Annotated in this window: 11 protein-coding genes and 1 pseudogene; 2 read left to right on the top strand and 10 right to left on the bottom strand. The window is 72.9% G+C overall.

All coding sequences use genetic code 11. The features are described from left to right. Nucleotides 1–2 precede the first annotated feature (2 nt). Nucleotides 3–614: a LysE family translocator gene (locus GUI43_RS07285; protein ID WP_112698401.1), complete on the bottom strand. Its 612-nt coding sequence runs from the start codon at nucleotides 612–614 to the stop codon at nucleotides 3–5. Between the two features lie 62 nt (nucleotides 615–676). On the opposite strand from GUI43_RS07285, the gene pdxR reads away from it, so the two are divergent. Beyond that, nucleotides 677–2,149: a MocR-like pyridoxine biosynthesis transcription factor PdxR gene (pdxR, locus tag GUI43_RS07280; RefSeq protein WP_112698400.1), complete on the top strand. Its 1,473-nt coding sequence runs from the start codon at nucleotides 677–679 to the stop codon at nucleotides 2,147–2,149. 41 nt (nucleotides 2,150–2,190) lie between these two features. Next, nucleotides 2,191–2,901 carry a helix-turn-helix domain-containing protein gene (locus GUI43_RS07275; protein WP_112698399.1) on the top strand — a complete coding sequence of 237 codons (711 nt, stop codon included), beginning with the start codon at nucleotides 2,191–2,193 and terminating at the stop codon, nucleotides 2,899–2,901. Here GUI43_RS07275 and GUI43_RS07270 read toward each other — a convergent pair. From GUI43_RS07270 to GUI43_RS07230, 9 genes and pseudogenes are all read right to left on the bottom strand, one after another. Then, the gene (locus GUI43_RS07270; RefSeq protein ID WP_112698398.1) at nucleotides 2,883–3,461 is read right to left on the bottom strand and encodes a dihydrofolate reductase family protein; all 579 of its coding nucleotides are present in this window, start codon (nucleotides 3,459–3,461) and stop codon (nucleotides 2,883–2,885) included. The two genes, GUI43_RS07275 and GUI43_RS07270, sit on opposite strands and share 19 nt — an antisense overlap. Nucleotides 3,462–3,593: 132 nt before the next feature. Continuing rightward, nucleotides 3,594–5,015 (bottom strand): DUF6297 family protein, encoded by a 1,422-nt coding sequence (locus GUI43_RS07265; RefSeq protein ID WP_112698397.1) that lies wholly within the window; start codon nucleotides 5,013–5,015, stop codon nucleotides 3,594–3,596. After that, a complete protein-coding gene (locus GUI43_RS07260) occupies nucleotides 5,012–5,629 on the bottom strand; it encodes an ABC transporter ATP-binding protein (protein WP_225855085.1) in 618 nt (205 codons plus the stop codon). Before GUI43_RS07260 ends, GUI43_RS07265 begins: the two co-directional genes overlap by 4 nt. A gap of 29 nt (nucleotides 5,630–5,658) precedes the next feature. Then, a complete protein-coding gene (locus GUI43_RS07255; RefSeq protein ID WP_249037674.1) occupies nucleotides 5,659–6,834 on the bottom strand; it encodes an RNA-guided endonuclease TnpB family protein in 1,176 nt (391 codons plus the stop codon). Between the two features lie 13 nt (nucleotides 6,835–6,847). Further along, nucleotides 6,848–7,240: pseudogene (locus GUI43_RS35100) on the bottom strand (recombinase family protein); the annotation flags it as partial. Nucleotides 7,241–7,326: 86 nt separating this feature from the next. After that, nucleotides 7,327–9,711, bottom strand: a complete 2,385-nt coding sequence (locus tag GUI43_RS07245; protein ID WP_112698394.1) for a tetratricopeptide repeat protein — start codon at nucleotides 9,709–9,711, stop codon at nucleotides 7,327–7,329. After that, a complete protein-coding gene (locus GUI43_RS07240) occupies nucleotides 9,708–11,477 on the bottom strand; it encodes an ABC transporter permease (protein ID WP_170158693.1) in 1,770 nt (589 codons plus the stop codon). Before GUI43_RS07240 ends, GUI43_RS07245 begins: the two co-directional genes overlap by 4 nt. Continuing rightward, entirely contained in the window at nucleotides 11,474–12,751 is a 1,278-nt protein-coding gene (locus tag GUI43_RS07235) for an extracellular solute-binding protein (protein ID WP_112698392.1), read from the bottom strand. Before GUI43_RS07235 ends, GUI43_RS07240 begins: the two co-directional genes overlap by 4 nt. After that, the gene (locus tag GUI43_RS07230; RefSeq protein WP_167457778.1) at nucleotides 12,748–13,380 is read right to left on the bottom strand and encodes an ATP-binding cassette domain-containing protein; all 633 of its coding nucleotides are present in this window, start codon (nucleotides 13,378–13,380) and stop codon (nucleotides 12,748–12,750) included. Before GUI43_RS07230 ends, GUI43_RS07235 begins: the two co-directional genes overlap by 4 nt. Between the last annotated feature and the right edge of the window lie 83 nt (nucleotides 13,381–13,463).

The following is a 13,463-nucleotide window of genomic DNA, read 5'->3' as shown; positions in this document are numbered from 1 at the left end:
TCCTATCGTTCGGTGAGGGCGAGGGTCAGGCCGAGCGCGACGAACGTGCCGGCGGCGGATCGGCGCAGCCAGTCGGTGACCCGGGGTCGGGTCAGCACCCGGTCGCGTACCCGGGCCGCGAAAATGCCGTAGCCGCTGAACACCACGAAGGTGAGCAGCATGAACACCGCGCCGCAGCCGAGCATCGCCCGGGTCGAGCCGGGTGCCGTGGTGTCCACGAACTGCGGCAGGAACGCGACGAAGAACATCGTCGGCTTCGGGTTGAGCAGATTGACCAGCACCCCGGAGACGATCACCCGGATCGCCGAGCGGGGCGGGGCGTCGGTGGTCACCGCGAAGGCGTCACGGTCGCGCGCCATGGACCAGGCCAGGTAGAGCAGGTAGCCGACGCCGAGGTAGCGGACGGTCTCGAACGCCACGGCGCTGGTCTGCATCAGCGCGGCCAGCCCGGTCATCGCGGCCAGCAGATGCGGCAACGTCCCCAGCGTGCAGGCGAATGCCGCCAGCACCCCGGCCCGCGCACCCCGCGACAGGCCGGCGGAGAGCGTGAAGATCACCCCGGTGCCGGGGGTGACCACCACGATCAGCGTGGTGATCAGGAACGGGATGGTCATGATCGTCCTCCGACGGAGTTGGCAGGTCTGGCTCCTGCTCACTCTGCTGCCACAATGGTCCGATGGGCAGAGCCAAAGCGACCGCGTCCGAGAGGTCCATATCTGCCGGGTCCGACTTCCTGCACCTGACCATCACCGACGCGACCCCGGGCGGGCGCGCCGCCTGGCTGACCGACCGGCTGCGGCAGGCCATCGCCGAAGGACGGGTGCCGGTCGGTGACCGGCTGCCCCCGACCCGGGTGCTCGCCGCCGACCTCGGTGTCTCCCGGGGCGTGGTCACCGAGGCGTACCAGCGCCTGACCGAGGAGGGGCACATCGCCGGCCGGGGCCGGGCCGGCACGATCGTCGTCGCCGCGCCGGCCGCCCCCACACCCACAGCGGCCGCCGCGCCGGCACCGGTCACGACCTTCCCGCCGGCACCGGGCACCGACATCTTCGACGCGGTACGCGCGGCGCACGCGACGATCGACCTGACGCCCGGCGTACCCGATCTGGCCGCCTTTCCCCGTGCGGACTGGCTGCGCGCCGAACGGAGCGTGCTGCGCCGCCTCGCCGCGGCCGACCTCGGCTACGGCGACCCCTGCGGCACGCCCGCGCTGCGACAGGCAGTCGCCGCCTGGCTGGCCCGTAACCGTGGCATCAGCGTCGACCCCGCCGAGGTGATCATCGTGGCCGGCGTCTCCCAGGCGCTCGGGCTGCTCGCCCAGGCACTCACCGATGCCAGCGTCCACCGGATCGCCGTCGAGGACCCGGGCTCGCTCGGGGTGCGCCAGCACCTGAACAACTGGCGGATGGACACCCCGCCGATCAGCGTCGACGACGCCGGGCTGCGGGTCGAGGAGCTGAGCGCCAGCGGCGTACCGGCCGTGATGCTCACCCCCGCGCACCAGTTTCCGACCGGTGTGGTGCTCGACGGCGACCGCCGCCGCCAACTCGTCGCCTGGGCGCGGACCGGCGGTCTGATCATCGAGGACGACTACGACGCCGAACACCGCTACGACCGTCCTCCGGTGCCGGCGCTGCGTGGCCTGCTGCCCGAGCAGGTCTGCTACGCCGGCAGCGTCTCCAAGCTGCTCGCCCCCGCCCTGCGGGTCGGCTGGCTGCTCGTGCCGACGCGGCTGCGCGAGGCCGTGGTCGCCGCCAAGCGCAACGCCGACCTGGGCAACGCGGTGCTACCGCAACTGGTGCTGGCGGAGCTGATGACCTCCGGCGCCTTCGAGCGGCATCTGCGGCTGCTGCGTCGCCGACACATCCGCCGGCGGGACGCCATGATCGCCGCGCTGACCCGCGTGCTGCCGTCGGCGACGGTGCACGGCGCCGCCGCCGGCCTGCACCTCATGATCACGCTGGACGACACAGTGGTCGACACCGAGCTGGCGGCGGCGACGCTGGCGCGCGGGGTGAAGGTGCAACCGCTGTCCTGGCACTGCCAGCGGCCGTACCGGCCCGGCCTGGTGCTCGGCTACGCGGCCCGTACGCCCACCGAGATCGAGGACGGCGTCGCCGCTGTCGCCGCCGCGCTCGGCTCCGGCTAGGAGCACCCGGTCCAGCGTGCTCGCCGGCGTATCCTTCGCCAGTGGGACTGCGGTTCGAGACGCGCGGGTCCGACTCGCCATGGGTCGACACCGTGTGGACCTGCACGAGCGAGCAGGTCACCACTATGACGTCCGTGGCAGGGGTGCGTTGGGGCCTGGTGTTCTGGGAGCAGGCTGGCCGGACGTACGCGAGCATCACCGGTCCCGAGACCCGGACCGGCACGGCGCCGGTGCCGGAGGGCGCGGCCTTCACCGGCATCGAGTTCGCCGTCGGCACCTCGTTGCGGGCTCTGCCCACGCCGACGCTGGTCGACGGCGGCATCGAGCTCCCCGACACCACGCGCCGGACGTTCCGACTGGACGGCGCGCGCTGGGAGATGCCCGGCCCCGACGACGCCGAGGCCCTGGTCGACAGCCTCGTCCGCGCCGGGACCGTGGTCCGTGACCTGCTCGTCGCCGAGCTGCTGCGCGGCCACCGTCCGGCCGTCTCGGGGCGTACCGTCGAACGTCGGTTCCGCGCCGCGACTGGCCTGACGCGCGGCGCGGTCCGCCAGATCGAGCGGGCCCGTACGGCGGCGGAGCTGCTGGCTACCGGCGACCCGGCCGCCGACGTGGTCGCCAAGCTCGACTACTTCGACGAGCCGCACCTGGCCCGGGCACTGCGCTCCTACGTCGGACGCACCGTCCGGCAGCTGCGGGAGGGCACCGGCGGCGCCATAGCCCTCGACCTGGATCAGCGCTTGACGTCGTAGATCACCTTGAGGATCCCGTTGGAGTAACTCTCCGACTCCCGCAGCGTCAGCATGTGCTTGTCGCGGTCGGCCCGGCCGAACAGGCTCTTGCCGGCACCGAGCAGCACGGGGAAGACGAGCAGGTTGTACTGGTCGATCAGCCCCTCATCGGACAGCCGCCGGGCCAGCTCCGCGCTGCCGTGGATGAAGATCGCCCCGCCCTCGCCCTGCTTGAGCGCGGCGACGTCCCCGGTCGAGCGCAGGATCGTCGTCGGCCCCCACCCGTCGACGAGCGCGTCGTCGGACAGCGTGCTCGACACCACGTACTTGGGCAGGTCCTTGTAGTCGGCGTGGTCCTCCGAACCGGGCCAGACCGGCGCGAACGCCTCGTAGCTGCGATGGCCGAACATCAACGCCGTCGTGTCAGCGAGTTCCTCGCCCTTCAGCGACCAGGCCTCCGGGACGAACTCAAGATCCTTGAACACCCAACCGCCGCTGCGGTGCTCCTCACCCGGCCCGCCGCCGGGCGAGTCCACGACGCCGTCGAGCGACATGAAACCGGTGTAGACCAGGTCACGCATTGTGTTGTCTCCTCATGCTCGAAAGCGGGCTGCCGGGTCCACGCTAGAGCGCGGTCGCGGCGCTGTCTTGGACGGAAACGACAGCGGGTGGTGCCGTGATCGGGCCCCGGTTCGACTGGCGGATGAGCCGGCTCAGCCCAGGAACAGCTGGACGAGGACCAGCACGGCGAGCAGCGCTGGCCCCCGTGACCCCTGACGCATCAGGTCGATCGGGATCATCCCGAACGGTGTGTTGACCGTCGCGCCGCCGTAGTTGACCGGCGGGCGGGTGCCGGCCCGGAACGCGGCGGCCACCACCCCGAGCGCCAGCGTCGGCGCCAGCCAGGCCGGCCCCGGGTCGACGGTCGGCAGGGTCAGCAACCACCACAGGCCCGCGCCGACAGCCGGCACCACCACGTGGATCCCGCGCAGCAGGTTGTCGCTGCCACCGAGCGCCCGACGCAGCCCGGGTGAGCGGCTGACCGACCGCAGACCGCCGGTCAGCCGGTTGGCGGCGAGGTACGCGAAGACCACCTGCGCGGCCCCGGCCAACCCGGGCAGGGCGAGCGCGGCAGCGTACTGCACCCCGATAAGCGCCGCCCAGATCAGCACGGCGCTCGGATGACGGCGCAACCGGCGTACGTCGGCCTGGAGCAGCGCCCACCAACCGGGGCCGGGCCGGAACCGGCGGCTGCGGACCCGGCCGATCCGGCGCCAGCGGCGGCTCTCCACCAGGCCGGCGAGCAGGCTCGGATCCAGCAGGATCGTGGCCGTGGCGGCGGCGTTGGCGAACTGCGCGCCGGTGGTCAGGGTGGCCCGGTCGACCCGGGGCAGCGCGCGTACCGCGAGGATCATGCCGACGCCCGCGAGGGGCACCGCGGCGGCGAACAACGCGACGGTCGGTGTCGTCGCCGGCCGGGGCAGCCCGTCGCCGAGGCGACCGACGAGCACCACCAGGGCGGTGATCACGGCCGCCGCCACCATCGGCGCCGCCCCGACCACCGTCGGCCAGCGTCGCCCCGATCGGCTGCTCTGGGCGACGACGCTGAGCGCCAGCGCGGCCGCGCCCCACCCCGCGCCGGCCGCCGCCGCCCAGCCCAGGGCGGACGGTTCGCTGACCCCACCGAGTGCCGCCACTGCCACTCCGAGCGCCGCGGATCCGGCCGCCGCGCCCAGCAGCAACAGGACGAAGCGCGGCGCCAACCAGGCCCGCCGGTCGATGGGCGCGCTGGTCGCCCAGCTCTGCGTCGCCGGGGTGACCAGCAGCGGGCCGAGCGCGCGCAGACCACGCCAGGCGAGCCCCGCGCTGGCCAGCAGCGCGGCGACCGCCAGCCACCACCGCACCCCCGGCTCGGCCTGCCCCACGGTGGGGGAGTCCAGCAGGTCACGGCTGGCGCTGATGGCGAACCAGCCGTACATGCCCACGAACAGGACCATGACGTACGCGTCGCCGAGCACGTCACCGAGGGAATGGTCATGGTGCCGGCTGCGGGCCTTGCGCAGGTGTGTTCGCACCTGCCGGGCGGTCGGCACCCCGGCCGGGGTGTCCGCGATCGTGGCCGCCGCCGCGGTCACTTGCCGATCTCGATGCGCTCGTCGACCACCGCGTCGATCAGCTCCGGGTCGTGCGAGGCCAGCAGCACGGCCGTGCCCGCCGCCCGTTCCCGCAGGAGTCGGTCGGCGAGCCACTGTCGCCCGCGGACGTCCAGCCGCTGCTCGGGCTCGTCCAGGATCAGCACCCGGCGGGGCCGGACGAAACAGGACGCCAGCGCCAGTCGACGGCGCTGCCCGCTGGACAGCGTCACCGGCAGTTGGTCGCGGGCCGGCTCCAGACCCAGCTCGGCGAGGACCTCCTCGACCGGCTCGGCGTCACCCCCGTGGGCGTACGCGACCAACTCCAGGTGCTCGACCACCGACAGGTCGGGGAAGAAATCGATGTCGTCCAGGGCGGCCGCCACCAGCGCACGCACCTGAGGATCGGTCTCGTCGGCCCGGCGGCCCTGCACCAGCACCTCACCCGCGTCCGGCCGGTCAGCGCCGACGACACAGCGCAGCAGAGTCGTCTTGCCGCTGCCATTCGGGCCCAGCACCACAGCGATCCGGCCCGCCGGGAGCGTGAAGCTCACCTCGTCGAGCACGACCAGGTTGCCGAAGTTGCGACTGAGTCCCCGTACCGATAGCGCGTCCACGATCACAGAGTCTGCTTCCTTCTTGTTGCTCACACCTGATCGGGGTGAGACTTCGGGATGATTCGCTCTCCGCTCAGCAGGGCTGGGCTGGAGTCCGGGAGCGGCAGTCTGCTCCGGTGGCGATCGGCCCGTGTCTGCACGATCTGCTTCACCAAGTTATGCGGGGTGCGCAGGGTGATGTCGGGGTCACCGTGTCGTTGCAGGACGTTGATCGCGGCGTTCACGTCGGCCTGCCACACCACCCCGCACACAGTGCAGTGAAGCCGGTCCCCGGCGCGGCGGCCGAGGCAGCCGCAGCGGTGACAGACTTGTGAGGTGTAGGCGGCGTTGACGTGCACGAGCGCAGAACCTCTGCGCTCCGACACGCTGGCCAGCGCCTCGGCGGTGACTCCTTTGGTCCACGCGGCGAGGCGTCGGTTGGTGTCCCTGCCGAGCGGTTTACGCCCGGCGAAGGTCTTGGTGAGGTCTTCGGCCACGACGACGATGGCCTTGTCGACGACTCGATGTACAGCGGTGAAGATCTCCGTGCGGACCTGTGCCCGGTGGCGGGCGGCCTGCCGGTCACGCTTGACGGTGCCCAGGTTGTTCTGGCTGATCCGGTCCGCCTTGGCCCGGTCGCCGCGTCGGGCGGCGTTGTTGGCGATCGAACGCAGCTTCGCCCGGCGGCGGTTGCGTTCCTTGATCCGATCCGACTCTGTTGTCAGTAACCGACCGAGGCGTGCGCCGTGGTGGTTGCCGTCGGAGTCGGTCAGTACCTCCGTGTAGCCTTTGTCAACGCCGATCGTCGCTCCGCCGCACGGACGCTGTGAGGTCTTCATGGTGGCGGCGTCGATCTGGTAGTGGACCTCGACCCGGTCGCCGCGCAGGATCAGCCGCAGCGTGCCCCTCGGCGCGACGGTGGTATTCAGCGGGATACGCACGAGCTGACGCCGCACGAGCCCCGGCACGGCCAGCCACAGAAGGCCGTTGCCGTCGACATGGGTGTGGTGCTTGTCGGCGCGCACCACGATTTGGTTGTGGGTGTGGTTGTGCCCGCGCCGCCAGTGCTTGCGCATCTGCCGGGCCAGATATGCGTCGCCGGACCATTTGTTGGTCTTGAGCAGCCCCAACAGCCGTCTGCGCGCGGCGGGGTCTGCGGTATGACGCCCAACCGCCCGACGTACCACCGCCTTCGCCGACTCCCGGCTGGCGGTGATGTCGGCCATCGCGGTCCTCGTGGGCGATGACCAGCGTCGACACCTGCCCGGCCTTTACTCGGCTCATGACGTTGAGAAGCTTGGGCCGCAGCAAATCCATACCACCGCCGATCTCACTGACCCACTCGTGCACGGCCAGCCCTCGGGCTAGGCAGAACGTCTCCATGGCGGTGCGCTGCGACGCAAGGTCGTCGCGCTGTCCGGCGGAAGACACCCGACAGTAAACGATCACCTTCCGGTCGTCTCGCGAAAAACCGGGAGTGAGCACGGCGCACACATCGGACTCGTCGAAGTACCGCTGGCCGGTGGGGGTTCGTCTGGCGACAATCCGGCCCTCAGCTTCCCATCGGCGCACCGTGCTCGCGGAACGACCAATGCGTTCCGCGAACTCCGAAATGCAATAAAACCCGCCCATAATTGCTCGCTTTAGGCAACAATGAGTAACAAAGCAAATCTAAAGTCCAGTCTCCCAGACCTGTGCCAGCGGCCACCGTGGGCGACCTACGTCACGCGGTCGCTAGCATCGTCTTCGAGGCGGGCGTCGGCGGCGGCCAACCCCTGGGCGTCGGCGACCTCCTCGGCCACCGCCGCCGCGTCCGCCCAGTGCTGCCGCGCGTCGGCCGGCTCGCCCAGCGCGGCGCAGGCGTCACCCAGGTAGAGCAGGGTACGCGCCAGCCCGGCGGTCGGCCGGGTCTCCTCGCGCAGCCGGCGGCTCTCGGCCAGCAGCTCGTACGCCGTCCGCGCCTGCCCCGGGGTGCTGCTCAGCAGCGTCGCCCCGGCGTTGAGCAGCGCTGTCGCCCGGCTGGTCTGGTCGTTGACCGACTCGTACTCGCGCAGTGCGGCCCGCCACGCCTGGGCGGCGTCCAGGTGCTCGCCGAGCGCCGCGTGCACCAGCACCAGGTTCGTCAGCGCCGCCGCGTACCCGCGCGCGTCGCCCACCGACCGGAACGTGTTGGCCGCCCGCACCAGGTGGTGGTGCGCGGTGTCCGGTTCGCCCCGCGCCAGTTGGGCCGCGCCCAGGCCCAGCTCGGTGAGGGCGTGCCCGGCCCGGTCGGCGCCGGAGCGGTGTCGACGCGACATCTCCAGGTGCTCCACCGCGTCGTCGAGCTGCCCCAGGTCGAGCAGGGCCAGGCCGAGGTTCATCCGCGCCTGGGCGTTGCCCCGCCGCCCCCGCTCGTTGACCGCGAGGGTGAGCGCGGCCGCCGCCCCCTGCGGGTCGTGCCGGCGTCGACGCAGCACCCCCAGCTCGTTGTGCGCCCACCCGGCGATCTCCGGACGGTCGTCGGCGGTCGGGGTGGCCAGCACGGTGCGGCAGACCTGCTCCCACTCGTCGAGCCGTTCGGCGTACGCCAGCCACCCACACAGCGCCACTGCCAACCGGAACCACCACCGACGGACCCGGCGGGGCAGTGTCTCCTTCGCGCCGGCCGGCACCCGCACCACCGCCAGCAGCAGCTCCTGGTGCAGGTCGAACCAGCCGTACGGGTCGTCGTCCAGCGGCAGTGACCACTCCCGGTCCCCCGCGGAGCCGAGCACCGCCAGGTTGGCCGCGTGCCGTTCGGCCCGGCGGGCCAGGTGCCGGGTCAGTCGGGCCTGCGCGGCGACCCGGGCCCGGACCGGATCCGCGTCCCGCAGGTGCAGTCGGGCGCTGCCGGCCAGTAGGGGGCGAATCTCGTACCGGTCGCCGGGCGCGCCGACCACGAACGCCGCCGCGGCCAACCGGTCGAGCAGTGCGGTCACCAGCTCGGGGTGCCGTCCGGCCAGCGCGGCGATGGTGGGCCGGTCCACCGGGGCGGGGACCAGCGACATCAGCCGGTACAACCGTCGGGCCTGGCGGGGCAACACCCGGTAAGCGATGTCCCGTTCGGTGACCAGGCGGGCCGCTGGTGAGACGGCGAGCCGCTGGTGCGGTGGCGTCTGCACGGCGCGGCGCAGCGCGTCCAGCACGTCGGAGTGCCGCCAGCCGTGCTGAGCGGTGCGGTAACCGAGCGCGCGGACGGTACGCGGTTGCCGCCCGCACAGGTCGACGATCTCGCGTACCGCTGGATCGGTGCGCGGGTCGGCGCGACGGACCCGGGCGGCGGGCGCGGCCCCGCCCGCCGTCGCGAACAGCTCCACCGCCTCGGACGTGCCCGGTTCGGCGATCCAGTGCGCGACCACACCCTCTAGACCGACCAGCGCCGGACCACCGGCGAGCAGCAGGCGGCAGGTGCGGGCGGTGGGCGGCAACAGTGGCCGGACCTGGTCGGGACGGTCCACGTTGTCCAGCACGAGCACGATCTTGCGACCGTCGAGCTGACCGCGCAGCGCGTCGGCGGTGGCGGCGAGCGCGTCCGGCCGGCCGGAGGTCGGCGGGGCGGTGCCCAGGATCCGGGCCAGCGCGGTGAGCACCTGCCGGGCCGAGCGGGGTCGGCCGCGCCGCCGCAGGTCCAGGTAGTACTGCCCGTCGGGGAAATCCTCCCGGCACTCGTTCGCGGCCTGCACCGCGCACGCGGAGGTGCCCACCGCGCGTCGGCCCAGAACCGCCACCGCGTGCTCCCGGGCGAGGAGACCGACAAGCGCGTCGACGTGCTCCTCACGACCGGTGAACTCGGCCGTGTAGGGCAGATTGGGCGCCCCGGCGGCGGGGGTGGTGAGCACCTCCGTCGGCTCGGGGTCGACCTCCCGGCCGGCGCGGCGGCGGCGCACCTCGTACACCACGTAACCGATGACGCCGCCGGAGGCCAGGACCATGGTCACCGGCCCGAGCACGCTGGCCGCCAGCTCGGAGAGGACATTGCCGGCCAGGTTGCTGGCCACGTTGGCGAGGACGCTGCCGACCACGCCGCCGATCGCGATCAGCGCCGGCCAGCGCGAGCCGCCACGCGAACCACCCGGCCCGATCACCGCACACCCCCGGAGACGAGCCCGGCGACCAGGTGCCGTCGCGAGAGGACCACCAGCACCACCGGCAGCACCGAGGCGAGCACCGAGCTGGCGGCCAACGCCCCACTGTTGCTCACGAAGCTGCGGGTCTGCTCGGCCAGGAACGGCCCGAGCGGCGACGACCCCGGCCCACCGAACAGCCGCCCCACCACCAGGTCGTTCCAGACCTGGACGAACTCCAGAACGGAGACCGCCACCACCGCCGACAGGTTGTGCCGGGCCAACCGGCGCAGGGTGTGCCACCACCGACGCCCGCCCAACCGGGCGTCGCGGACCTGCTCCACCGGCAGGTCGGCGAACGCGTTGCGCAGCACCAGCACCGCGAACGGCACGCCCAGCGCGATGTGCACCAGGGCCAGGCCCTGGGCAGTGCCGGAGGAGAGCACCAGGCCCAGCACCTCGTTGACCGGCCCGGCGATGACCTGGATCGGCACGACGCTGGCCGCCAGCAGCAGCAGCCCGGTGGCCTGCGCGGCCGGCCCGGTCAACCAGGCCAACGGGTACGCGGCCAGCAGCGCGACCACCAGCACCGTGGCGGTCACCGCGGTGGCCAGCAGCAGGGTGAAGCCCAACGTGCGCCACAGCTCGGTGCCGGTGACCAGGTCGCGGTAGGACTCGCCATTCGGCGGCGCCGACCACCAGCCTCGCGCGGCGGCGTCCACCCGGCCGTGCGCCGACGTGGCGACCAGCACCGCCAGCGGCACCAGCCAGGCGATCGCGGCACCCGCCGCGAGCAGCCGGAACACCCGCCGGGGCGGGGCGAGCGGGGCGGGCTCCGGTGCCGCCTCGACGCGCGGCGGGGGCCAGGCCTGCCGGACGAAGAGCGCGGCCACCATGATTCCGCCGATCACCGCCACCAGCCACACCACGCCGAGCGCGGCGCCGTCGCCGGTGGTGGTGGTGCCCCCGGACGTCTGCCAGATCCGCAGCGCCAGCACCGAGGCCTCGTCGCGGACCGAGCCGGGGGTCATCACCAGGATCAAATCGAACGTGCGGCTGGTGCCGACCGCCACCAACGCGAAGACCACAGCGGTCGTCCGCAGTAACAGTGGCCGCCACTGCGCGTCCCACAGCACGTGGCGACGCGTACCGCCGTAGGCGCGGACCGCGTCGGCGAGGCTCGGCGGCACCGCGTCCAGCGCGGACCGGAAGACCAGCACCGCCAACCCGACCCAGGCCCAGACGAACGCCGACATCAACGCGACGGTGACCATCCCCGGCCCGAGCAACTGCGGCGCGTCCTCGACCGGGCGGCCGGTCAGTCGGGTCGCGACCAGTGTGGCCAGCCCCCGGCTCGGGTCCGGGTCGTACATCAGCCGGAAGGTGACCCCGGTGACGACCAGCGGCAACGCCACCGGCACCAGGAGGATCAACCGGACCAGGCCGCCCTCCTGGGAGCGGCGCGACGCGGCGGCGAGCAGATAGCCCAGTGCCGTCACCACCGCCGGCACCAGCAGGGCCCAGAGGACCGTCCTGCCGACCACCGCGCCGGTGCCCGGGGCGGCGAGCGCGGTCCGGAAGTGCGCCGCGCCGACCCAGCGACCGTCGGTGGTGACGCTGGCGTGCATGGTCCGCAGCACCGGCCACAGGACCAGCCCGCCGAGCAGCACCGCGGCCGGCAGCAGCAGGGCCGACGTGGCCCCCGCCGCCGGATAGGCCCGACCCCGTCGGGCCGGACCGACGTCGTCGAGGACCGCCAGCTCGCCGAGGACCCGCACCTGGCTCATCGACCGCCCCCCACGCTGCGGGCCGCCGCGGCGAGCAGGCCGGTGGCCCGGCGGATCGCCTCGCTGGCAGGGACCCCGTCGGTGACGTCGGCGAAGAAACCCTGCATGATCCGCCAGATCCCGACCCCGTCCGAGCCGGTGAACGCCCCGCGCAGTTGGTCGGAAAGGTCGAAACGCAGGGTGCCGGGGGCCCGCATCTCCGTGGCGAGTTGCTTGCCGACGCCGTCGGTGTAGCTGGTGATCGAGACATTGGTGTTGGGCGACAGGTAACCGCCTTGGCGTAGCCACGGCTGGAACGAGTCGGCCCTGGCGAGCCATTCGACCAGCTCGACCCCGCCCTGGGCGTCGGCGAACGCTACCGCCGCGTCTCCACCGACGATCAGAGGACCGCCGCCCGGCTGGGCGCCCGGGAACCGGAACGTGACAGGTGCCTCCGGGCCGCGTTGGAATGGACGGACGACGTCGGCGGTGAAGTCGGCTCCGAGGAGCATCACCGCCCGTCGGGCATGCACCACCTGGATCACCGACTCCTCGTACTGGGTGAGCAGGGCACGACGGCCGCCGCCGACGAACGCGCCGTCGATGCTCCACAGCCCGGCGAGGCGGTCCAGGGCGTCGCGTACCGGCTTGTCCTGCCAGTCGGCGCCCTGTTGGGCGAGGGCGTAGTAGCTGTCGGGTGCCATGTCGGCCAGGACGTTCTCGAACCAGTCGGTCAGCACCCAGCCGTCCGCGGCGCCGATGGCCAGGGGCACCGGGCCGCCGTCGCGTCGAGCGCGCGCGGCGAGCTCCCTGGTCCGCTGGAGCAGTTCGTCCCAGGTGGTCGGCGGCGCGGGCAGCATGGAGGGCAGGTGCCAGACCAGCGACTTGTGCGCCGCCTTGACCCACACGCCGTAGCGTTCGCTCTCGGTCATCAGCAGATCGCTCAGCTCGACGCGCACGGCGTAGTCGGTGGACGGGCGCACCGGGCTCAGCCAGCCGCGCTGGGCGTACTCGGTGACCAGGCCGGGGCGCGGCAGGATCGCCACGTCCGGGCTGGTGCCGGCGAGGTGTCGGGCACGCAGGAACGCGTCGATGTCGTTACCGGCGCTGATCACCTGCACCTGGGCGGGGTAGCCGGCGACGACCTCGCGGAACCGGTCCAGCTCGCTGGTGCTCCAGACCACCGCGACCTGCACCGACCGGGTTCCGCCGGAGCAGCCGGCGGTCAGGGCGGTGGCGCCCGCGGCGGCGGCGCGCAGCAGCGTACGGCGACTCACCCGGGCGGCCGGCCTCATCGGGCCGCCTCGCTCGGCTCGGTGACCAGCTCGTGCCGCACCGGTATCTCGGCCAGGGTCGCCGGGTCGGCGGTGCAGACCAGCACCGCCACCCCCGGGGCGTCCGGCGGCGAGAGACGAGGCATCAGGTCACCGAGGCGGCTGTCGCCCGCCGAACCGGCCGGCAGGTCGACCACCATCACCTCGGGCAGGCAGGCCGCCGCTCGAGCGAGCGCCACCCGGAAGCGCTGGGCGTCGGAGATCTGGTGCGGCAGCAGGGCGAGGGAGAGCGCCAACTCCAGCCGGTCGACCACTGTGGCCGTCCAGTCGTTCGCCACCTCGTGCACCCGTTCGCGTTTGCGCTGGCCGTACTCGATGTTGCGCCGCACGGTGAGCTGCGGCAGCAGCGCGCCACCGGCGGGCACATAGCCGATCTGCCGGCGGGGCGGCGGCAGGCTGGTGACGTCCCGGTCGCCGACGAGGACGCGACCGGTCACCGGCGGGGCCAGCCCGGCCAGCACCCGGGCGACCGCCGTGCCGAACCGGGGCGGCGCCACCAGGGCGGCGAGCGTGCCGGCGGGAACGTCCAGGGTCACCGGCCCGGTGCCGGGGACGGCGACCAGTGCGCGTAGCCGTAACGTGACCCTCACCTCCGGTGACCATTGATGACCGTCCCAGGGTGGCACACCGTGACGACAATCGACGCCCCCGACCCTTCCACTGTGGAGACGGT

The organism is Micromonospora noduli (assembly GCF_003264365.1).
GTDB classification, from domain to species: Bacteria; Actinomycetota; Actinomycetes; order Mycobacteriales; family Micromonosporaceae; genus Micromonospora; species Micromonospora noduli.
Note: the sequence above shows the minus strand (reverse complement) of the source record. Positions and strands in the feature narration are given on the sequence as shown.

Coding starts and splice junctions, on each gene's coding strand:
- GUI43_RS07285 (WP_112698401.1), bottom strand. CDS start 614: ATGACCATCCCGTTCCTGATCACCACGCTGATCGTGGTGGTCACCCCC.
- pdxR (WP_112698400.1), top strand. CDS start 677: ATGGGCAGAGCCAAAGCGACCGCGTCCGAGAGGTCCATATCTGCCGGG.
- GUI43_RS07270 (WP_112698398.1), bottom strand. CDS start 3,461: ATGCGTGACCTGGTCTACACCGGTTTCATGTCGCTCGACGGCGTCGTG.
- GUI43_RS07255 (WP_249037674.1), bottom strand. CDS start 6,834: ATGGCCGACATCACCGCCAGCCGGGAGTCGGCGAAGGCGGTGGTACGT.
- GUI43_RS07240 (WP_170158693.1), bottom strand. CDS start 11,477: ATGAGCCAGGTGCGGGTCCTCGGCGAGCTGGCGGTCCTCGACGACGTC.
- GUI43_RS07235 (WP_112698392.1), bottom strand. CDS start 12,751: ATGAGGCCGGCCGCCCGGGTGAGTCGCCGTACGCTGCTGCGCGCCGCC.